This is a genomic window from Ensifer sp. EB106-03-01-XG145, from assembly GCF_058792075.1.
The window spans coordinates 152,518-172,658 of sequence record NZ_JBYTEC010000001.1; the positions used below are offsets into that span (position 1 = coordinate 152,518).

The 20,141-nt window shown below is 63.1% G+C and carries 22 protein-coding genes and 1 tRNA gene; 13 read left to right on the plus strand and 10 right to left on the minus strand.

Features of this window, described 5'->3' with window-relative positions; translation table 11 throughout:
• The first annotated feature begins 293 nt into the window (after positions 1-293).
• The gene (locus AC3WWH_RS00750) at positions 294-623 is read left to right on the plus strand and encodes a DUF6665 family protein (protein ID WP_058324533.1); all 330 of its coding nucleotides are present in this window, start codon (positions 294-296) and stop codon (positions 621-623) included.
• Here the strand turns inward: AC3WWH_RS00750 and AC3WWH_RS00755 are convergent, their stop codons facing one another.
• Both AC3WWH_RS00755 and AC3WWH_RS00760 read right to left on the minus strand, forming a co-directional pair.
• Positions 624-1,382, minus strand: a complete 759-nt coding sequence (locus AC3WWH_RS00755) for a hypothetical protein (RefSeq protein ID WP_058324534.1) — start codon at positions 1,380-1,382, stop codon at positions 624-626. It abuts the gene before it with no gap.
• 184 nt (positions 1,383-1,566) lie between these two features.
• Complete coding sequence (locus AC3WWH_RS00760; protein ID WP_057247838.1) at positions 1,567-2,121, minus strand: BA14K family protein; 555 nt, start codon at positions 2,119-2,121, stop codon at positions 1,567-1,569.
• 214 nt (positions 2,122-2,335) lie between these two features.
• Here AC3WWH_RS00760 and AC3WWH_RS00765 point away from each other — a divergent pair, with 214 nt between their 5' ends.
• From AC3WWH_RS00765 to AC3WWH_RS00775, 3 genes are all read left to right on the plus strand, one after another.
• Positions 2,336-3,769 (plus strand): phosphomannomutase, encoded by a 1,434-nt coding sequence (locus tag AC3WWH_RS00765; protein ID WP_057247839.1) that lies wholly within the window; start codon positions 2,336-2,338, stop codon positions 3,767-3,769.
• A gap of 77 nt (positions 3,770-3,846) precedes the next feature.
• Positions 3,847-3,933 (plus strand) — tRNA-Leu (locus AC3WWH_RS00770).
• Between the two features lie 277 nt (positions 3,934-4,210).
• A complete protein-coding gene (locus AC3WWH_RS00775) occupies positions 4,211-5,167 on the plus strand; it encodes an adenylate/guanylate cyclase domain-containing protein (RefSeq protein ID WP_058324626.1) in 957 nt (318 codons plus the stop codon).
• A gap of 6 nt (positions 5,168-5,173) precedes the next feature.
• Here AC3WWH_RS00775 and AC3WWH_RS00780 read toward each other — a convergent pair whose 3' ends face one another.
• The 3 genes from AC3WWH_RS00780 to AC3WWH_RS00790 all read right to left on the minus strand — a co-directional run bounded on the left by AC3WWH_RS00780 (position 5,174) and on the right by AC3WWH_RS00790 (position 8,867).
• Complete coding sequence (locus AC3WWH_RS00780) at positions 5,174-7,165, minus strand: adenylate/guanylate cyclase domain-containing protein (protein WP_057247840.1); 1,992 nt, start codon at positions 7,163-7,165, stop codon at positions 5,174-5,176.
• A 152-nt stretch (positions 7,166-7,317) separates the two neighbouring features.
• Positions 7,318-8,358, minus strand: a complete 1,041-nt coding sequence (locus AC3WWH_RS00785; protein WP_058324535.1) for a hydroxyacid dehydrogenase — start codon at positions 8,356-8,358, stop codon at positions 7,318-7,320.
• A gap of 197 nt (positions 8,359-8,555) precedes the next feature.
• Entirely contained in the window at positions 8,556-8,867 is a 312-nt protein-coding gene (locus AC3WWH_RS00790; protein WP_057247842.1) for a hypothetical protein, read from the minus strand.
• 108 nt (positions 8,868-8,975) lie between these two features.
• Here AC3WWH_RS00790 and AC3WWH_RS00795 point away from each other — a divergent pair, with 108 nt between their 5' ends.
• Complete coding sequence (locus AC3WWH_RS00795) at positions 8,976-9,602, plus strand: ribonuclease D (RefSeq protein ID WP_057248232.1); 627 nt, start codon at positions 8,976-8,978, stop codon at positions 9,600-9,602.
• Between the two features lie 35 nt (positions 9,603-9,637).
• On the opposite strand, the gene AC3WWH_RS00800 is transcribed toward AC3WWH_RS00795, so the two are convergent.
• Together AC3WWH_RS00800 and AC3WWH_RS00805 are read right to left on the minus strand one after the other, a co-directional pair.
• Entirely contained in the window at positions 9,638-9,997 is a 360-nt protein-coding gene (locus AC3WWH_RS00800; RefSeq protein WP_082615689.1) for a YqaA family protein, read from the minus strand.
• 68 nt (positions 9,998-10,065) lie between these two features.
• The gene (locus tag AC3WWH_RS00805; RefSeq protein ID WP_058324536.1) at positions 10,066-10,347 is read right to left on the minus strand and encodes an Rdx family protein; all 282 of its coding nucleotides are present in this window, start codon (positions 10,345-10,347) and stop codon (positions 10,066-10,068) included.
• A 220-nt stretch (positions 10,348-10,567) separates the two neighbouring features.
• Here AC3WWH_RS00805 and AC3WWH_RS00810 point away from each other — a divergent pair, with 220 nt between their 5' ends.
• Positions 10,568-11,023 (plus strand): DoxX family protein, encoded by a 456-nt coding sequence (locus AC3WWH_RS00810; protein WP_057247845.1) that lies wholly within the window; start codon positions 10,568-10,570, stop codon positions 11,021-11,023.
• Positions 11,024-11,152: 129 nt separating this feature from the next.
• Here the strand turns inward: AC3WWH_RS00810 and rnk are convergent, their stop codons facing one another.
• On the minus strand, positions 11,153-11,566 hold the full coding sequence (gene rnk, locus AC3WWH_RS00815) for a nucleoside diphosphate kinase regulator (RefSeq protein WP_058324537.1): 414 nt from the start codon (positions 11,564-11,566) through the stop codon (positions 11,153-11,155).
• A 354-nt stretch (positions 11,567-11,920) separates the two neighbouring features.
• Between rnk and AC3WWH_RS00820 the strand changes: the two genes are divergently transcribed.
• From AC3WWH_RS00820 to AC3WWH_RS00835, 4 genes are read left to right on the plus strand one after another with little or no spacing between them, the layout of a single operon-like run.
• On the plus strand, positions 11,921-12,676 hold the full coding sequence (locus AC3WWH_RS00820; protein ID WP_058324538.1) for a type 1 glutamine amidotransferase: 756 nt from the start codon (positions 11,921-11,923) through the stop codon (positions 12,674-12,676).
• Positions 12,673-13,152: a GFA family protein gene (locus tag AC3WWH_RS00825; RefSeq protein WP_058324539.1), complete on the plus strand. Its 480-nt coding sequence runs from the start codon at positions 12,673-12,675 to the stop codon at positions 13,150-13,152. Before AC3WWH_RS00820 ends, AC3WWH_RS00825 begins: the two co-directional genes overlap by 4 nt.
• A complete protein-coding gene (locus AC3WWH_RS00830) occupies positions 13,149-13,712 on the plus strand; it encodes a sugar O-acetyltransferase (protein WP_058324540.1) in 564 nt (187 codons plus the stop codon). Before AC3WWH_RS00825 ends, AC3WWH_RS00830 begins: the two co-directional genes overlap by 4 nt.
• Positions 13,713-13,745: 33 nt before the next feature.
• Positions 13,746-14,258: a GNAT family N-acetyltransferase gene (locus AC3WWH_RS00835; protein WP_057247850.1), complete on the plus strand. Its 513-nt coding sequence runs from the start codon at positions 13,746-13,748 to the stop codon at positions 14,256-14,258.
• 77 nt (positions 14,259-14,335) lie between these two features.
• Here the strand turns inward: AC3WWH_RS00835 and lepA are convergent, their stop codons facing one another.
• Entirely contained in the window at positions 14,336-16,162 is a 1,827-nt protein-coding gene (gene lepA, locus AC3WWH_RS00840) for a translation elongation factor 4 (protein WP_373419933.1), read from the minus strand.
• Positions 16,163-16,232: 70 nt separating this feature from the next.
• Positions 16,233-17,474, minus strand: a complete 1,242-nt coding sequence (locus tag AC3WWH_RS00845) for an MFS transporter (protein ID WP_058324542.1) — start codon at positions 17,472-17,474, stop codon at positions 16,233-16,235.
• Between the two features lie 220 nt (positions 17,475-17,694).
• Between AC3WWH_RS00845 and AC3WWH_RS00850 the strand changes: the two genes are divergently transcribed.
• From AC3WWH_RS00850 to AC3WWH_RS00860, 3 genes are all read left to right on the plus strand, one after another.
• Complete coding sequence (locus AC3WWH_RS00850; RefSeq protein ID WP_082615690.1) at positions 17,695-18,273, plus strand: helix-turn-helix domain-containing protein; 579 nt, start codon at positions 17,695-17,697, stop codon at positions 18,271-18,273.
• Positions 18,274-18,275: 2 nt separating this feature from the next.
• On the plus strand, positions 18,276-18,803 hold the full coding sequence (locus AC3WWH_RS00855; RefSeq protein ID WP_058324543.1) for a GNAT family N-acetyltransferase: 528 nt from the start codon (positions 18,276-18,278) through the stop codon (positions 18,801-18,803).
• Between the two features lie 311 nt (positions 18,804-19,114).
• Positions 19,115-20,140, plus strand: a complete 1,026-nt coding sequence (locus AC3WWH_RS00860; protein WP_058324544.1) for a histone deacetylase family protein — start codon at positions 19,115-19,117, stop codon at positions 20,138-20,140.
• Position 20,141 lies beyond the last annotated feature (1 nt).

Here is a 20,141-nt window from a genome sequence, read left to right on the forward strand (position 1 = left end):
TCTTTGTCACTTACGGGTTGGCGCCTCATGCGCGTCTACAGCGCCGCGGGTCTATGAGACGCGCAAAGGTCACTGTAGCACTTTGAGTTGCTGCATGTTTTTTAAAGAAACATGCAGGGGTCCAATGGCCGGACAGCCGCGACCATGTCGCGGATAAGGGAATCGGCATGATCACTGAGGCTAGGTGAAAGAGGTTTATGAAATCTTAACCAAGTTTCGATCGCTGCGGCAGCCGCCCGCCCTTGCCTGCGGGCTTCGACAGCGCCATCTTCTGGACTTCTGAGGAGTTTCGGATGAGCGTTCGTCCCCCAAAAGCCCTGAGCCCGACCTTCTCGACCACCGGCGCCTTCAACGTGCTCGAATATGAACTCATGTCCGAGCGGGCCGATGCGCTCGGCCGGCATGGGCTGAAGGTGGAAAAGGCGCTTGCCGCACTGTCGGAACTGAAGGCGGAGGCGGCCCCGGATTTGCGCGAGCGGCTTCTCGATGAAGCAGCCGATGTCGTCTGGGCCTTTTTCATCCAGCGCGAGATCTGCGGGCTGCGTGACAGCCGCGATGCCGTTCGCCGCTACGGCATTCCCAAGGAGGTCATGGCAAGGCTCGGTATCGTGCGGAGGAAATGATCAGAAGCTCTGCGCCGTCAGGCTGTACAGGCCGTTCTCGTCGAAGCGGACCAGGTTTTGCAACTCGGCTTCGCGGCGCTTGGCGACATTTTCCATCTCGTCCTTGAGTTGGAGCGCACGAAGCTGCTCGTTTTGTTCGACCAGCGACTGCTTGTCGGTTCTGCGCGTGGGATCGTTGCGCAAGCTGTCGACTTGGGCTTCCTCGAGCGACCCGGATTCCGTTGTGCTCTTGAGTCGATCCACCGCCTTGGCAGCCTGTGCCTGGCTTTGAGAACTCTTGCCGCTCGTCTCTCCAAGCGCCGCCTTCAGTGTCTCGTTTTCCCGGCCGCCTGGATTTTTGAGTGCCTCAGCCAATTCGGTGAGGGAGAGGCCGTGTTTATCCAGCCCAAGCTGCTCCTCGACCTTGGCGATATCGCTCGGATCCAGATCCTTGATCTGGTTCTCGAGCGTTCTGGCGAAGGCGGCGTCGGATTTGAACGTCTCGCGGTCGAGGTGGAAGAACGCTCCGACTTGGCGAACGAGAGCCGCGCGATTGCTGTTGGGGTCGTTCTGGGTGCGATCGAAGAAGTGCGCGTTGATCTTTTCGTTGGCCGCCTTGCGGGCATCGTCGGACTGGACCTGCGCCTTCAGGACCTTGTCGTCCTTGGTGCCCTTGGCCTTTTCTTCTTCTTCCGCCTGCCGCTTTTCGATGTCCTTGAGGATCGAGCCGACCAGGCTGGTCGTTGCGGTGGCGGTCGATTGCTGGGTCGGAAGCAGCATGTATGATCCCCGGACAGCATCGTGGAGCTTTCCGAAACGGTAGGTCGTCGCGGTTAATGCCGGCTTAACCGACGTTTCCCACAAATCGGGACCGATCGGGCAGACGAAGCCATCTGCTCCGCGATTGCGCACGGAGAAATGCGTGAGGCAGCATCGCCTTTGCGCGGCGGCGCGTCAGTCTCGCCTATCGGTAAGGCGAGTAGCAGACCCTGTAGGCACCACCGTAGCTTAGGAACCGGTTGGTCGCCGGATTGTAGGAGCGGTAGCGCGACATGCACCAGCTCACATGTGAGCCGCCGCGAACATACTGGTCCCGATAATAGTAGTTATTGCCGTAGTAGCTATTACCGTAATAGCGGTTACCGTAGTAGCGACGCGGATAGTAGCCGCCATAGTAACGGGGATAGTATCCACCGCCATAGTAGCTGCCGTAGCCGCCGCCATAATAGCCGCCGGAGCCGAAGTAGAAGCTCAGGCCCGAACCACCATAATATGGGCCACCCCATCCTCGCCGGTAGTAAGGCCCTCCTCCCCATCCTGGACCCCATCCGCGACGCCAGCCGTACCCGCCATATCCGCCGTAGCGCCGGTGGTAATACTGCACATTCTGGACGTCGCCCTGTGCCTTGATCTGGAGATCGGGCGCCTGGATCGGCATTGCCTCGACAGGTCCGATGGGGGTGATCAGGGAGGTGGCGGCCAAGCTGCAGCCGATAACGAAATTGCGAAATCCCGTCATTTTATCCTCACTTTCAGAAGGCCATGCCTTCCGTTTGTGTCCCTGCCTGTATTACGTTTGTTTTTCTTGGTTTATTCATGGCGCCGGACGCTGTGTGTGGTTGCGGGAACCACTGGATTTCCGCCCGTTGCTCTCTTCAGTACGATGCGCCTATCCGTCGGTCGTGTCACTGTGGTTCTTGTCCGGTCCCTTCCCGTCGTCAGCGAGGTACACGATGCAATTGAAGTTTGGCACCAGTGGTTTGCGCGGCCTCTCCGAGGAACTGAAGGGCGAACCCTCCGCCCGCTATGCGACGGCCTTCGCCCGGCATCTTGTGGAGTCCGGGCACAGCAAGCCTGGCGATCCCATCCTCATCGCCCGCGATTTTCGCGATTCGAGCCCGGAGATCGCGGCCGTTTGCGCCGCGGCGCTGTCGCGCGAGGGGCTGCGCGTTTTTGACTGCGGCACGGTGCCGACGCCCGCACTGGCGCTCTACGGCCTCGCCAACGGGGCAGCGGGCTTGATGATCACCGGCTCCCATATTCCGGCCGATCGCAACGGCATCAAGTTTTATCGCCCGGATGGCGAGATCGACAAGGCGGACGAGGTGGCGATCAGCCGCATCGCCGACGGCATTGCAAACCAGATCGCACCGGTCGCCGATGCCGGAACCGGTGAGGACCACGCGGCCAGGGCCGCCGCCCTCTTCATGGAACGGAACCGGCAATTGCTGGCGGCCGGGGCGCTGTCCGGGCTCAAGGTCGGTGTCTACCAGCATAGCACCGTCGCCCGCGACCTGATCGCCGACCTGCTGACCCACTCTGGTGCCGATGTCGTGGCCCTTGGGCGCTCGGAACACTTCATTCCTGTTGATACCGAGGCCGTTTCGGCGGAGACGATCGAGCGGCTTCAGGATTGGGCGCGCGAACATCGCCTCGATGCGATCGTATCGGCGGATGGGGACGGCGACCGGCCCCTTGTCGCCGACGAGAACGGGCTGCCCCTGCGTGGTGACCTGCTGGGCCTGATGGCTTGCGGTTTCCTCGGCGCCAGACTTGCGGTCACTCCGGTCACGTCGAATTCCGGCCTTGAGGGCAGGGAAGGGCTTTCCGTCCTGCGCACCCGCGTCGGCTCGCCCTTCGTGATCGCCGGCATGCAGCAGGCGCTGAAAGAGGGTACGCAGAAGGTCGCCGGCTTCGAGGCCAATGGCGGTACGCTGACCGCGAGCCCCTTTGAGATCAATGGCGCAACGCTGGAAGCGCTACCCACCCGGGATAGCTTTCTGCCGATTGTCGCGGCACTGGCCGCGGCGGCTGAGGCCAAGCTTTCGCTTTCCGCGCTCGCCGCTTCCTACCGGTTGCCTGTGGCGCTCAGCGATAGGCTCGAAAATTTCCCGGTGGAAACAAGCGCCCGGCTGATGGCCTATCTGCGCGGAGACGAGGCAAATCTTGCGGAATTCCTGGCGCCGATCGGCGGCGTCGCTGCGGTGAGCGACATCGATGGGCTGAGAGTGACGCTGGATGATGGTCGGATCATCCATTTCCGACCCTCGGGCAATGCGCCGGAGATGCGGTGCTACGTCGAGGCGGAGTCGTCTGAGGCTGCCGAAGCGCTGCTCTCAAGGGGGCTATCCACAATCCGCCGGTGGGCAGAATCCGCTTCGAACTGAGTTTTTTGCAATCCGACACGAAAACTTCAAAAACCCTGTTGACACTTCAGCTCGGGCCTTTTACACCCCAGCCCGTCGCCCAGATGGCGGAATTGGTAGACGCGCCAGCTTCAGGTGCTGGTACTCGCAAGGGTGTGGAGGTTCGAGTCCTCTTCTGGGCACCAAATTCCCAACCAAGTCTTTGATTTGGTTTTGAAAACCCCGGTTAGCCGGGGTTTTTTCGTTTCTGGCGTTTGCCCGCAAATCGAGGCGATTTCCTGTCGCGCGGCGCGCTCTTTCCGTCGATATGGTTGCGCGTCGCCGTTATTTTCGCGCGACGCGCCTTGAAGCTTTGACCGGCAGCATTGATATTCTATTCGCAACGAAGTGGCGTGCAGACCGCACGAACGCGGCACCATGCAATCGTCCGCCGGGGCGGCGGAACTGAGCGAGGACGAAGCGATGTCCGAGACGCGTCGCAAGCTGACGACTATCCTATCCGCGGATGTTCAAGACTACACCCGACTGATGCGTGCCGACGAGGAGGGCACGCTCGCCACGTTGAAGCGCTATCGCGATGCCATGGGACGGCTCATCGAGGCGCATGAGGGCCGTGTCGTCAACACCTGGGGCGATGGCCTCATCGCGGAGTTTCCGAGCGTCGTCGAAGCCGTGCGCGCGGCGATCGACGTGCAGAACGAGTTGGCCGGTCGCAACGAGAAATGCCCCTCGGACGAGCAGATGCTGTTTCGCATAGGCATCAATCTCGGCGACGTGATCGCCGAGGGCGACGACCTCTATGGTGATGGCGTCAATGTCGCGGCGCGCCTGCAGGCTTCAGCACCCGCCGGTGGCATCGTCATTTCGAATACGGTCTATGACCAGGTGCGCAACAAGGTCGCCGTCGGGTTCGATTTTCTGGGGCCGCTGGAGGTGAAGAACATCGATGGTGGTGTTCCGAGCTACGCCGTGCGCATCGGCACGGCCGATCCCCGCCCGGCAATCGGCATCCAAGGCTTCGGACGTTCCGCTGGTCAAGCGAGCGGGAATGGCGGCCGATCAGGGGCTGAGGCAAAGGGGGGCGGCGGGGCGGTCGCCGCGGCGAAGCGAGGATCTCTTCCCGTGCTCGCCGTCATCGCCGCAGGACTGGTCGCGCTGAACCTCCTCACCTGGAACGGGGTGCTCTGGTCCGTTTGGCCATTGCTCGGGCTCGGCATTTTGTCGGGCCTTGCGTGGCTCAAGGCAAACCCGTGGGTGGATCGCGGCATCGGTGTGCTGGCCCTTTCCGGGCTGGTGCTCCTGACGATCAACGTGCTGACGTGGCATGGAGTATTCTGGGCCGTCTGGCCGCTGCTCGCCTTTGCTGTCGTCGCCGGTATCCGCTGGGTCACCCGATCGCGCCGCAGTGTTGGTCACTGAGGCCGCCTATACGCTTTCCCCGCCTTGCGTGCCTTCCGGCTTGGTTGCCGGCATGTCTGCGGCTGCCGGCTCTGCGCCCAGCACCTCATAGATCTCCAACGCAGAGGCGCGGCCCTTCGCCTGCGCCGAGCCGAGGGGCCGGAAGCGGATAGCGGTGCCGGCATGGGCGACGACGGCGCCGCTCGCCATGATCGTGGTGTCGTAGTTCTTGTTCATGCCTTCCAGGCGGGAGGCGACGTTCACCGTATCGCCCATCGCCGTATATTGCAGTCGCTCCTTCGCGCCGACATTGCCGACGACGGCGGTGCCGGTATGAATGCCGAAACGGGTGCGGAACTCCGGAAGACCCTTTTGACGCTGCGCCTCGTTGAAGACACGCAAGCGTTCCTCGACCGCCAGCGCGCACCGACAGGCATGTTCTGCGTGCTTTTCGTCCGCCGCCGGTGCGTTCCACATCGCGAACACCGAATCGCCGAGGAACTGGATGATCGTTCCGTCGTGTTCTCCGACGGTCTCGCTGAAGATGTCGAAATACTCCGACAGCATCGCCACTACATCTTCCGGCGGATATTTTTCGCTGAGCGTGGTGAAGTCGTAGATGTCGGTGAAGAGCGCCGTCACCTCCTGTCGCCAGGCGGAGCGTCCGCTGAACTGACCGGACTCGATGCCCTTGCGCACCAGTTCCTTGGGCACATAGAGCGCGAAGGTGAAGATCGCGTCTCGCGCCCGGTTCATGGCCCCGCCGAGCGTGGAGATCTCGCTGACATGCGACGAGACGTCGATGGGCGTCGTGAAGTCGAGATCCTGCAGCCGGTTGGCGCTGGCCGTCAGCTGGTTGAGCCCCTTGGTGATCAAATGCGCAAGCACCAGCGAAGCGAGCACCGCGAGCGCCACGACCGATCCGGAAATCGCCAGCCCTTGCACGAGCGTCTGGTTGGCCTCCGCCATCAACTCGTCCAGCGGCGCCGCCACCACGGCGCGGTTGCCGGAGAGAAGCAGCGCGGATTCGAGCGGCGTCACCATGACGAGATAGGTTCGGTCTCCGACCTCGACGAAGTCGGCCTTGCCGGGCTTAGGCGGATTGAGGCGGATGCTCTGGATCAAGGGATCGCTCTCAGCCTGCACGATCGGGCTATCCTTGTCCTTCGCCGCCATGATGCGTCGCATCATCACCAGGTCCGAGTGGATGATCGGACGCCCGACGGCATCGAGGATGAAGGAGACGGAACCGGCCGTCAGCCGCTCGCGGGCAAGGAAATCGGTGATCGTATCGAGAATGACGTCCGCGCCGATGACGATCTCAGGATTGCCCCGATGCGCTTGCGAGATCGTCATGCCCAGCGTTTCGGTCGTGGCACTTTCATAAGGGCCGGTCGAGACCGCGGCCTTTCCGTTGACCGCCGCGCGATACCACGGCCTGGTCCGCGGGTCGAAGCCGGTAGGTGGCAGCCGCCGCTCGGAAAACTGCGTGCCGTCCTTGTCGAGGAAGAGCACGCGCTGCAGAGACTTGCCGCTCGCATCCTTTTCCATCGAGCGCACGGCAATGGCAGCACCACGTGGCGCGTCCAGCGCCATGCGCCAGGCGACCTGCTTGAGATCGACCACCTGAAAGAAAGCACCGTTGGGATAGCCGACATAGACCCCGTCAATATGCGGCGAGCGGGTGATGCCCTCGCGCAGCACCGCCACCTTGTCGTTCATGCGCTCCGGCGGCGGCACGAGGAAGGAGTTGGCGACCGAGGAAACGAGGTTGACGAGGGCCGAGGTATCGCCCGAGAGCACGCCCAGTCGATCCACGAGGCGGTTCATGAAGCCGCGCATATTGGCCTCGGCGTCGGCGATCGCGGCGTTGCGCGAGCGATGATAATCGAGCCCGACGAGTGTGGCCGAGACGACAATCAGCATGGTGACGATGACCAGGCTGAACAGCGACCGCAGCGAGCTGTTCCAGCCATCGCGTGTTCTGCCTTGTCGAGCACCGGACGCCGTGTCTGCCATTGCGGTTCTCTGCTTCCGTACCGATCAACTGGCGACGACCTTAGCGTGCAAGGGTGGTCGCATGTGCAAGGAAAGTTAAATGCGATTCCCATAAAACACGTTAACCGGCGGGATGCACGCCCCGCCGACACCCGCCTCAAAAAATCGCTGGGTCAGTTCACCGTCACCGGTTTCGAGCGCATGCGCGCGACGGTTTCCCGCTCGGCCCGCTTGCAGCGCATCGGCGGCAGGTTGCGGTCCATCAGATCCATGTCCTCGAGCACCATGTCGCCCATCTTCTTGAAGGCGCTGTCGAGCGCGCCGGCGCGGTGGGCGGAGCGCAGGAAACCTGGCAGGCGGCGAACCGGATGATCGAGCGGTAGCGGCTCTTCCGGAAAGACGTCGCTGGCCGCCACGATATGGCCGCGTGCGACCGCCGCCATCAGCGCATCGAAATCAACGACGCCGGCGCGGCTCAAGAGGATGAAGGCAGCGCCAGGGCGCATGCGGGCAAAGGCCTTTTCGCCGAGGAAGCCTTCGTTCTCGCTGGTGACCGATGCGACGACGAAGACGAAGTCGCTGTCGCCGAGGACCGTATCGAGCGATGCCGGCTCGACGCCGTTGTCCCTCAGGATCGAGGCTGGCATCCAGGGATCGAAGACGCGGATCCTGGCGCGGAAACCGGAGAGCACGCGGTTCAGCGCCTTGCCGAGATCGCCGAAGCCGATGATGCCGATGTCGGCGCCGGCGAGAAGCCGCGCCGATCGGTTGCCGTCGCCGCCCCACAGTTCACGGCCTTCGCGGAAGGCAAGGTCGGCGTCGACGATGCCGCGGGCGATGTTGAGCGCCATGGCAAGGCCGAGTTCGGCGACCGGTTCGGCAAAGACCTGACCGGTGGTCACCACATGGATGCCGCGCGCAAACAGCACCTCGTAGGGCATGTTGTTGATCAGGTTGCTCTCGACATTGAGGATCGCCCGGAGTTGTCCCATGCGCTGGAGCGTTGCATGATCGAGCGGCGGCTGGCCGATGATGTAGCGCGCTTCGGACAGGATATCGTCGCTAAGCCCGGCGATATCGTCCGGTTCGGCTTCGACGATCCGGTAACGCTGGTGCAGGTCCTTCAGCGCCTGCGGCGTGAAGATCAGGTCAAGCGTGCGCGGAGCGGGCGCGCTGATGGCAAGCGGCCGATTGTTGGCCATAATATCGGGCATGGTTCCTCCCACTGCATGTTTCCTTTGATCGTAACCGATTCAAGGATGAAAACATGTAGCAATTCAAAGTGCTGTAGGCGGAGGCAGTCCCGCTTCCGTGCTGTCAGGCTAGGAAGAAATCCCCGCCTTGCCAAGCGGCGTGGTCGTCGAGGAGGCAAGCTTGAGAGCAACGCGAAGGGCGCCGAGGCACACCTGCTTCAATAGCCGAGGCCGCGTTTCTGGCGATAGAGCGACGGCGGCAGGTCGCTGCCCTGGAAGACCGGTCCATCACCGCGGCGGCAATTGTAGATCGTGTCGTAGACGGGGCCGCCGCGGGCCGTCGATTCGAACGGATAGTTGCGGTCGACGAAGGTCTGTTCGCAGACGGTATGGTCTCCGCCGCCATTCAGCGGATCCATCTGGCGCACGCCGGGCAGGTCCCGGTAGGTCTGTGCCGTTGCCGGGACGATGGAGAGCCCCAAAGTCAGCGCGAGGGCCGAAAGGGCGAGAGCGGAGCGAAAAGACGTCATTGTCAGGACTTTCGAACGGGCGACCGTCTGGCGGGATACGGTAACGGTATCGCCGGCGCCAAACTTGCGCTATAGGCCACACCACTTCGTTTGATCTGGGGATTTTCGATGGCGAATGCAATACGGGTCCATGAAGGCGACATTTCCGCAGCCGATGCTGCGCGCTATACCGGTGCGATCGCCATCGACACTGAAACGCTTGGTCTCATCCCCCGCCGTGACCGTCTCTGTGTCGTACAGCTTTCGCCGGGCGACGGCACCGCCGACGTCATCCGCATCGCCGCCGGCCAGAGGCAAGCGCCGAACCTCGTCGCCATGCTCGCCGATCCGGCCCGCCAGAAGATTTTCCACTTCGGCCGCTTCGATATCGCCGTGCTCTTCCACACGTTCGGAGTGACGACGACGCCGGTTTTCTGCACCAAGATCGCCTCGCGGCTGACCCGGACCTATACCGACCGCCACGGCCTCAAGGACAATCTCAAGGAAATGCTCGACGTCGACATTTCCAAGCAGCAGCAGTCGTCCGATTGGGCGGCGGACATCCTCTCGCCGGCGCAGCTCGAATATGCGGCTTCCGATGTACTGCACCTGCATGCGCTGCGCGACAAGCTGACGGCCCGCCTGCTTCGCGACGGCCGCATGGAGCATGCCGACGCCTGCTTTGCCTTCCTGCCTACGCGCTCCAAGCTTGATCTGCTGGGCTGGGACGAGACGGATATCTTCGCTCACAGCTGAGCCGCGATCGCAACGTCTGATCGCTTTGCTTGGCGTCAGGGCGTCAGGTACAGGACGACGGCATAACGTGCCGCCTTGCCGATGGCGACGAACAGCAGGAATAGCGGCAGCTTCATGCGCAACAGGCCGGCGACCAGCGTCAGCGGGTCGCCGATGACGGGCAGCCAGGAAAGCAGCAGCACCGGCTGGCCGTAGCGGGCAAAGAGCGCCTCCGCCTTCTGTCGGCTTGCCGGAGAAACCGGAAACCAGCGTCGACCTTCGAAGCGGATCAGGAAGCGCCCCAGCGCGAAGTTGACGACGGCGCCGAGCACGTTGCCGAGCGTTGCCGCAACGAACAGGGCAGGGCGGCTTGTTTCTCCATGCAAGGCGGCAGCAACGACTGCAGCCTCCGACATGCCAAAGAGCAGCGTCGCCGACAGGAACGCAGCGGAAAAGACGCCGGCAAGAATTCCGAAATCCAGGATCAGCTCCTGTCCGTATGGCCGAGATCGCGCTCCGGCTCGATGATGTCGCGGATGCGCTGTTTCAGTTCCTTGGGACCGGGGAAGCCGCCGTCGCGCTTGCGTTCCCAGACGAGCGCGTCATCGACGCGGATCTCGAAATTGCCGCCGGTGCCGGGAATGAGCGCCACTTCGCCGAGCGATTGCCCGAAGGTCTGCAGCAGTTCCTGTGCCATCCAGCCGGCGCGCAGCAGCCAGTTGCATTGGGTGCAATAGAGGATGGTGATACGCGGTTTCGGATCCATCGGCCTGGTCTCGGACATGTGTCGGGGCGGCGACCATATCGGCGACGCCAGGCGGAAACAACTGCGTCGCTGCGCCTCAGATGCTCACGCCCTGCTCACATAATTGTCAACAAATTTAGTCATGTTTTTATCGGGGGATAGCTTGCTTTGCGCTGCCGTCGCGGCGAGACAATGCGGCATTGCACAAATTGTCGCACCCCAACCGCCGGAGAGGCCATTCATGACCGACGTCACCGCTTCCAGTTCCCGCCCGCGTACCATCCTGCCGGCGCTGGAAAAGATTTATCTGCCGCTGGATACATCAGCCGAGACGCTGCTGCGTGTTCTGGCGGGTGCCCTGCTCGCGGTCCACGGCTTCGGCAAGATCACCGATCCCTTCGGCGCGATCGGCATGGTTGAAGGCCTCGGCTTTTATCCCGGTGTCTTCTGGTCACCGCTGCTGGCTGCGACCGAATTCTTCGGCGGCATCCTGATCGCGATCGGCCTGCTGACGCGCCCGGCTGCTTTCGCCGGCATGATCGTTCTGCTTGTCACAGTCTACTTCCACGGCATCGTGCAGGGCGAGGGCCTCTTCGGCGCTGAGAAATCCATCCTCTGGGCGGCGATCCTGTTCTTCTTCGCCATCCGCGGCGCCAACAGCCAGTCGGTCGACGCCAAGCTCGGCAAGCAGTTCTGATTGATCGAACGATGACCAGGGAAACGGGGAGGCGGTGAAGACTGGCCTCCCCGTTTTCGTTTGGCGACACGTAGTGCCCATGCCGCCGGTCTGCCTTCAGGGAATACGCAATTCCGGATGGAAACCGTTTCACACTTTTCCTGGAATTGCTTGGGGCGTCACGCTGCGAATGGTCATGCGGTGGACCTTGCCCGACCGATCCTGCCAGTCGATCGACTGGCCGACGGAAAGACCGATCAGGGCTGCTCCAACAGGCGTCAGCACCGAGATGCGTCCGGTCTCGATATCGGCCTCGCCGGGGTAGACGAGCGTCACCTGCTTGGCAAAGCCGTTGTCCGCCTCGAAGGCAACGCTGGAGCCCATCTGCACGCTGTCGGCAGGCAGCGCCTCTGGCGCGCCAATGCGGGCGCGGTCGAGCTCGCAGAGCAGCGCTTCGGCCACGTCGGGCACGCGGTCGAGCGCGGAGGACGCCAGCGCCGTCAGCCGCTTGTGATCGTCGGCATTGACGATGATGGGGGGAAGTTTCTTGCGGGATGCCGCCATGATGTGACCTGCCGTGTTCGGCCTTGGCGCCCACGGGCGCACTCGGAATCAATTTTCTGGGAATTCGGCGCTCGTTCAGCTGCGTCTAAAATTTCTTCTGCCGACGCGAAAGGCTCCCCTTACCCGGAGAGCGCAAGCATCCGGGCTGGGGTCAGGTTCCTGCGATCGGGCACACCCGGAAGCAGTGATAGGAAGAAATCGTCGACATCATGATGCCCCGAAGGTCGGAAAGTTTGACCGGGAAGTCAAGACCCGTGGCGGAAGGTGCAAAGCGCAGGGCGGATCATTGCGCCTCTTGAACAGCGGCCACGCTCGTGTTCAATCTCGGTTCGCGACGGCGAAGGGAAGGTGACGATGCGGGTATTGGTGGTTGAAAACATGGCGAAGACCGAGCTCGGCCAGGTCGGCACGGCGCTTCGCGAGGTCAAGGCGCAGATCGAGATCCACCGCGCCTATCTGGGCGAAGCCGTTCCTGCGACGCCCGAAGGTTACGATGCGCTCGTCGTGCTTGGCGGCGAGCAGAGCGCGCTTGACGATGCCACCTATCCCTATCTGCCTGATCTCGCCGCACTGATGCGCGCCTTCGGCGACAGCGGCCGCTCCGTGCTAGGCATCTGCCTCGGAAGCCAGCTTCTTGCGCGCGCCTATGGCGGGGAAAATCTGCTGGGCACCGCCAGGGAGTTCGGCTGGTGCCAGATCCAGGTGCGCGGCGAAGGCGCTGAGGACCCGGTGCTCTCCAGCGTCGGCGAGAGCTTCCCGATCTTCCAGTGGCACGGCGATACCTTTACGTTGCCCGAGGGCGCCGTGCATCTCGCCGAAAACGCCGTCACCACCCATCAGGCCTTCCGCATCGGCCGCGCCGCCTATGGCACCCAGTTCCATTTCGAGGCGGACACGCATCTCGTCGAGGACTGGAACCGCGCCTTCGCGGATACGATCAACCGGCTCGATACCACCTGGCTTGCCCGCTATCGCGAGCACGCTGCCCGCCATGGCCGGGAGGCCGATGCTGCCGGCCTGGCGCTGGCGCGCGCCTGGGTGGCGACGATCGGTCGGCGTGAGGGCGCCGCCGCGAACGCGGATCCGGTATTGGAGGAGATGGACGGATGAGCGAGACACTAAACGGCGGTTGCTTCTGTGGCCGCATTCGCTATCGGCTGAAGGCCGCGCCGATGTTCGTCAATTGCTGCCATTGCAGCGATTGCCAGCGCCAGGTCGGCAGCGCTTTCGTTGTCAACGGCGTTATCGAGCGCGAAAATATCGAGCTCACCGAGGGCGAGCCCGTCATGGTGACGCTCCCCACCGACAGCGGCCGCCCGCACGACGTTTATCGCTGCGCCGAATGCCAGACGGCGCTCTGGAGCGACTATGGCCGGCGCGGCTGGCTCTCCTTCCTCCGCATCGCGAGCCTCGACCGTCCCTCGGACTTCTCGCCGGATGCGCACATTTTCACTCGCTCCAAGGTGGAGTGGCTGTCGCTCGAAGGCGGCGCTCCAGCCTTCGAGATCTATTACGACATGAAGACGATGTGGCCGGCCGAAAGCCTGGCCCGGCGCGAAGCGGCGGAAGCAAAGGCAAGAGCATGACCGCCAGCGAACGCGACAAGATGGCCGCAGGTGAATGGTACTCGTGCCTCGATGCCGAGCTCGATGCGCTTCGACTGACGGCACGCGAAGCGGTCCACCAGCACAACACCATGTCACCGGCCGCGCGCGGAAGCATGGCGCCGGCTTTGCGTGCACTGTTCGGTGCGGTTGCCGATGGCGTCTTCATCGAAGCACCGTTCCATTGCTCCTACGGCATCAACACAAGTCTCGGCGCCCGCGTCTATCTCAACGCCGGCTGCACGATCCTCGACAGCGGTCGGGTGACGATCGGCGAGGGCACGATGCTGGGACCGAGCGTGCAGATCTATTGTGCCGAGCACCACAAGGACGCGGTTCTGCGTGGCCAGGGCCTCGAAGTCGCCCGCCCGGTGACGATCGGCGCGGATGTCTGGATCGGCGGCGGCGCCATCATCCTGGGCGGTGTGACGATCGGCGATGGTGCGATTGTCGGCGCCGGCGCGGTGGTGACGAAGGATGTGCCCGCCGGGGCGACCGTCGCCGGAAACCCGGCACGCCCGCTGCCGCGTGCAGGAAACTGAATACTTTAGACCTTTTCAAGGAGTGTTTTTCTTATGGTCGATGCGACGAAAACGATCCATGTGCGCCCGGCGCGGCGGGACGATGCGCCTGTTCTGTGCGCCTTCCTCAACGAGATCATCCGGATCGGCGGCACCACCGCCCATCAGACGCCGTTCACGCCAAAAAGCTTTGCGGAACACTATCTCGAAGGTCCCGGCTTCGTCAGTTGCTTCGTTGCGGAGGATGAGAATGGTGAGCCTTGCGCTTTCCAGGGACTGGAGCGCTCGGACGGAATACCCAAGGATTGGGCCGATATCGGCACCTTCTCCCGCCCCGGCAACAAGGTCAAAGGCGCCGGCACGGCGCTTTTCGAGGCCACCCGCGACCACGCCCGTTCCATCGGCTTCAAGGCGCTCAACGCCACCATCCGCGCCGACAACGTGGGCGGCCTCACCTATTACGGCAGGATGGGCTTCACAGACTACAAGATTGATAAGGCGGTGCCGCTGAGTGACGGGCGGCTGGTGGATCGGATTTCGAAGCGGTATTTGCTCGACGCGGACTGACGCGCGTCTTAGTGGCAAACCAAAAAGGGCGACCCGAGGCCGCCCTTTTCAAACGTAGAAGCATGCGGTTCTGCCGCTTACTCGTCGCCCATCTTGAGTGCGGCGATGAACGCTTCCTGCGGGATCTCCACCTTGCCGAACTGGCGCATGCGCTTCTTGCCGGCCTTCTGCTTTTCCAGAAGCTTGCGCTTGCGGGTGGCGTCGCCGCCGTAGCACTTGGCCGTCACGTCCTTGCGCAGCGCGGAGATGGTTTCGCGGGCGATAACATTGCCGCCGATTGCCGCCTGGATCGGGATCTTGAACATGTGCTTCGGGATCAGTTCCTTGAGCTTCTCGCACATCTCGCGACCGCGCTTTTCCGCCGCCATCCGGTGTACCATCATTGACAGGGCGTCGACCGGCTCGCCGTTGACGAGGATCGACATCTTCACAAGGTTGCCTTCCTTGTGGTCGGTGATCTGGTAGTCGAACGAGGCGTAGCCCTTGGAGATCGATTTCAGGCGGTCGTAGAAGTCGAAGACGACTTCGTTGAGCGGCAGGTCGTAGGTCAGCATCGCGCGGGTGCCGACATAGGTCAGCTCGATCTGGATGCCGCGCCGGTCCTGGCAGAGCTTCAGGATGCCACCGAGATAGTCGTCGGGCGTCAGGATCGTCGCACGGATCCACGGCTCGTGGATCTCGGCGATCTTGACGACGTCGGGCATGTCGGCCGGGTTGTGCAGCTCGCGTTCCGAGCCGTCGGTCATGAACAGCTTGTAGACGACCGAAGGGGCCGTCGCGATCAGGTCGAGGTCGAACTCGCGCTCCAGCCGTTCCTGGATGATTTCAAGGTGCAGCAGACCGAGGAAGCCGCAGCGGAAGCCGAAGCCGAGAGCTGCGGACGATTCCATTTCGAAGGAGAACGACGCGTCGTTGAGGCGCAGCTTGCCCATGGCCGAACGCAGGTCCTCGAAATCGGCGGCGTCAACCGGGAAGAGGCCGCAGAACACCACCGGCTGTGCCGGCTTGAAGCCCGGCAGCGCCTTGGCGGTCGGGCGCTTGTCTTCGGTGATGGTGTCGCCGACGCGGGTATCGGCCACTTCCTTGATCGAGGCGGTGATGAAGCCGATCTCGCCGGGGCCAAGCGCATCCATCGCGACCATCTTCGGCGTCAGCACGCCGACGCGTTCGATCGTGTACTTGGCGTCGGTGCCCATCATCCGGATGGTCATGCCCTTCTTGAGCGTGCCGTCGATGATGCGCACGAGAACCATGACGCCGAGATAGGTGTCGTACCAGCTGTCGACCAGCAGCGCCTTCAAGGGCGCCGCATCGCCGCCGTCGCTCTTCGGCGCCGGCAGCTTGTTGACGATCGCTTCGAGCACGTCCGGAATGCCGAGGCCGGTCTTCGCCGAAATCAGCACCGCGTCCGAAGCGTCGATGCCGATCACTTCCTCGATCTGCTCCTTGATGCGGTCCGGTTCGGCCGCCGGCAGGTCGATCTTGTTGAGCACGGTGACGAGCTCGTGGTTGTTGTCGATCGCCTGGTAGACGTTGGCGAGCGTCTGCGCTTCCACCCCCTGGGAGGCGTCGACGACGAGCAGCGAGCCTTCGCAGGCCGACAGCGAGCGCGAGACTTCATAGGCGAAGTCGACGTGGCCGGGCGTGTCGATCAGGTTCAGCACATAGGTTTCGCCATCATTGGCCTTGTAGTGCAGTCGCACCGTCTGGGCCTTGATGGTGATGCCGCGCTCGCGTTCGATATCCATGCTGTCGAGCACCTGCTCGGACATCTCGCGCTCGGCGAGGCCACCGGTGGACTGGATCAGCCGGTCAGCAAGCGTCGACTTGCCGTGGTCGATGTGGGCCACGATCGAGAAGTTGCGGATATGCGAAAGGGGCGTCTTCGAAGATGTTGTGCTCATGGGCCGCATATAGCAGTGCCTTCAACCGCCGCAAAGCGGGAAATGAAGGCTTCGTTCACTATAAATCGGCCTATTCGGCCCCCGCTTCGGCATCGACGAGCGCACCGGCATTGGGCACCTGCGCGCTCATGATCTCGAAGCTCTCGCGCTCGGCCGCCGGCACCTCATCACGTTTGCGCAACCTGAGCAGCACGAAGAAGGCATAAAGCGCGGCAACGGCCATCGCCGCATAGATGAACGTGCGCTGCCCGAACACCGGTGTCAACAGCGTCACTAGCATCGGCACGACTGTTGCGGCGATCGACCAGGCGACCAGCATGGTGCTGGCAAGCGGCACGAAATCGGCGGGATCCGTGCGGTCGTTGGCATGCGCATTGGCGATCGAATAGACGGTCTCGACTGCGCCGGCAAAGAGCGCGAAGACCAGCATCAGAAGGAGCAGATTGCTGAACGACGCCGAAAGCGCGAAGAAGCCGGCGGCAAGGATCAATAGGCACGTGCCGATCAACACCAGGCGCCGATCGATCCGGTCCGACAATGTTCCCATCGGATACTGGATGGCGATGAGGCCGAATTGCATGACGAACATCAGATTGGCGACGTCGCTCTGACTGACATTGTTGGCGGCCGCATAGATCGGCGTGAAGCCCTGCACCACCATCGAGAGGCCGCCGGCGGCAAGCACGCCGATGAAGGCGACGGGGGAATTGCGCCAGACCATCGGGATGTCGATGCTGACTTTGGCCGGCGGCGGTGGCGTCGGCAGCCGCGTCAGCCCGATCGGCAAGAGCGCGAGCGCTGTGAAGAAGATGGTGACGAGCGGCGGCAGGTTGCCGTCGGCCGGGATCTGTCCGAACAGCCAGGCGCCGGTGCCGAGCCCGATGACATAGGCCATGTAGAACAGCGCCATCGCCTTGCCGCGCCAGTGGTTTTCGCTCGCATGGTTGAGCCAGCTTTGGGCGATGATGAAATTGGTGTTGCCGGACGCGCCATAAAGCCCGCGGGCCAGTACCCACAAGAGCGGATGCATGCCGAGCGCGATCGTCAGCGCCGAGAGGATGACGAGCGCCATCGAGCAGGAGAAGGCGCGCGCATGGCCGACGCGACGGATCATCGGTCCGGCGATGACGCAGCCGATCAGCCCGCCGAAGGCGATCATCGTGACCGCAGCACCCGGCACCCAGTCCGGCGCGTCCGAGCGCGTCAGCGCGAAGGGCACATAGGCGAGCATCATGCCGTTGCCGATCGCGACCGAAGTCATCGAGGCAACGATACTGGCGATCGAGGTCAGCGAGGAGGGCTGCGTTGTCATGTCCAACCTGTCGATGGAAGGCCGCGCCTTTGGGCGCGCTGGCGTGATGGATGAGGACTATCTAAAGTATTGAAGTGTAAGCTTTTCTCGTTTCTGCTCACGAAGCTGCCATGATAGCCGAAAGGCCGTCGATGCGCTGTCGCCAAAGCGGCATCGCATGCCCGTATTTTCAGTCTTTCCCAGTCTTGACTCCACTATATGAGAAATGCAATCTCAAATAATGGAAAACATCACCGACCCCCTCGAACATGCCATCGGCGAGCGCATTCGCACCCTGCGCACGGAGCAGAATCTGACGCTCGACGAACTCGCCACCAGCTCCGGCGTCAGCCGGGCGATGATCTCGCGTATCGAGCGTGGTGAAGCGAGCCCGACGGCCCAGCTCCTCGCCAAGCTCTGCAGCGCGCTCAGCACCACGCTTTCAGCGCTCTTCGCCTTCGAGGCTAAGGAAGCATCTCCGCTTGCAAGGCGTGCAGACCAGCGCCTCTGGCGCGATCCGGAATCCGGCTATCTGCGCCGCTCCGTCTCGCCGGATGGCCTCGGCTCGCCGGTCGATATCGTCGAGGTCGAGTTTCCGCCGGGTGCGCGCGTCGTCTTCGAGCGGCAGCCGTCTGACCGAGGGATTACCCAACACCTCTGGCTCTTCTCCGGTCGGCTGGAACTGACAACCGAATCCGGCTCCCATTCGCTGGAAGCAGGCGACTGCCTGTTCATGGGGCTGGGGGCTGGCCACATCTTCCACAACCCTCACGATGAGCCGGCTCACTATGCCGTCGTCCTCTGCCGCACCAAGGTTTGATCATGTCCGATATCCAGATCCGTCTGCTCGATGAAACCCAGGCCCGCGCCGCCATGCCGGCGCTTGCCGAGGTACTGTCCGATTGCGTCGAGGGTGGCGCCTCGGTCGGCTTCATGCAGCCCTATCCGCCGGAAAGCGCGCTTGCCTATTGGCGCGGTGTTGTTGAGGCCGTCGCTGCAGACGAAACGCTGCTGATGGTGGCGGAGGAAGCGGGCCGCATCCTCGGTACGGTGCAGGTCGGCATCGCGCAGATGCCGAACCAGCCGCACCGCGGCGATCTCAAGAAGTTGCTCGTTCATCGCGCAGCCCGCGGCAAGGGCCTGGCGCGGCGGTTGATGGAGGCTGTCGAACGCGAAGCGGCGGCGCGCGGCAAGACGCTGCTGGTGCTCGATACGGCGACCGGCAGCGAGGCGGAGGCGATCTATCCGCGCCTTGGCTGGCAGCGCGTCGGCGTCATCCCCGATTACGCGATGTGGCCGGAAGGCGGGCTCTGCGCCACCACGTTCTTCTACAAGAGGATCGCGGCTTAGCGGGTGATCGTCATCGATTTGATTGCCCCTCACCCTTTCTGCGGGCTTGCCCCTCACCCTAACCCTCTCCCCGCAGGCGGGGAGAGGGGACGCGCCCGCATCGCAGCATAGTCGAACCGAGCCGTAGTGAGGGAAAGTCGACGGCGCCTATTGTCGACGCGAGCGTGGGCCGCGAGTCACCTTCGCCCCGCTTGCGGGGAGAAGGTGGCCGGCAGGCCGGATGAGGGGCGCACGCTGAGATAGCCAGTAGCTCAAATTCTGTCGTAGGTTGCCTGTGCCCCGCCCGTAGCACTCAGCCAGGATCCTTCCCCATGCGCATCTTCTACACCGAAGACCATAAGCTCCGCGACGCCAAGACCGAGCTCTTCGGCGGCGAACTCGTGCCGCCCTTCGAGGCGCCGTTCCGTGCCGAATGGATTCTCGCGGCGGTAAGGGAAGCGGGTTTCAAAGATGTCGTCTCGCCGGAGCGTCACGAGCTCGAGGTCGCCCTTAAGCTGCACGCGCCCGATTATCTCGAGTTCCTCGAAACCGCCTGGTCGCGTTGGGTCGCCGACGGCTATCGCGGCGAAGCGATCGCGACCTGTTTCCCGGCCCGACGCATGCGCCAGCACCCGCCGAAAGATATCGACGGTGCGCTCGGCTACTATTCCTTCGCGGCGGAAACGGCGATCACCGAAGGCACCTATGCAGCTGCACGGGCGGCGATGGACTGCGCCATCTCGGCTGCCGACCACATCCATGCGGGCAACCGCGCCGCCTTCGCGCTCTGCCGTCCGCCCGGTCACCATGCGGCGATCGATCTTTATGGCGGCTATTCCTTCATCAACAATGCCGCCTGTGCCGCCCAGCGCCTGCGCGATCACGGCGCCCGCAAGGTTGCGGTGCTTGACGTCGACTTCCACCACGGCAATGGCACCCAGGATATCTTCTACGAGCGCGGAGACGTCTATTTCGCCTCGCTCCACGGCGATCCCGTCGATGCCTTCCCCTATTTCCTCGGCTTTGCTGACGAGGAGGGCGCCGGCGAGGGGCTTGGCACGACGAAGAACTATCCCTTGCCGCGTCGTACCGGCTACGATGTCTGGTCGGATGCCATGGCCGACGCGCTGTCACGCATCGCCGCCTTCGGTGCCGAGGCGCTGGTCGTCTCGCTCGGCGTCGACACCTTCGAGCGCGACCCGATCTCGTTCTTCCGGCTGACGTCCGAGGACTACATCCGCATGGGGGAGGCGCTGAAACGCTCAGGCTTGCCGGTCGTCGTCTGCATGGAGGGCGGCTACGGCGTGCCGGAAATCGGCCTCAACGTTGCCAATGTACTTAAGGGCATCGCCGCCTGAT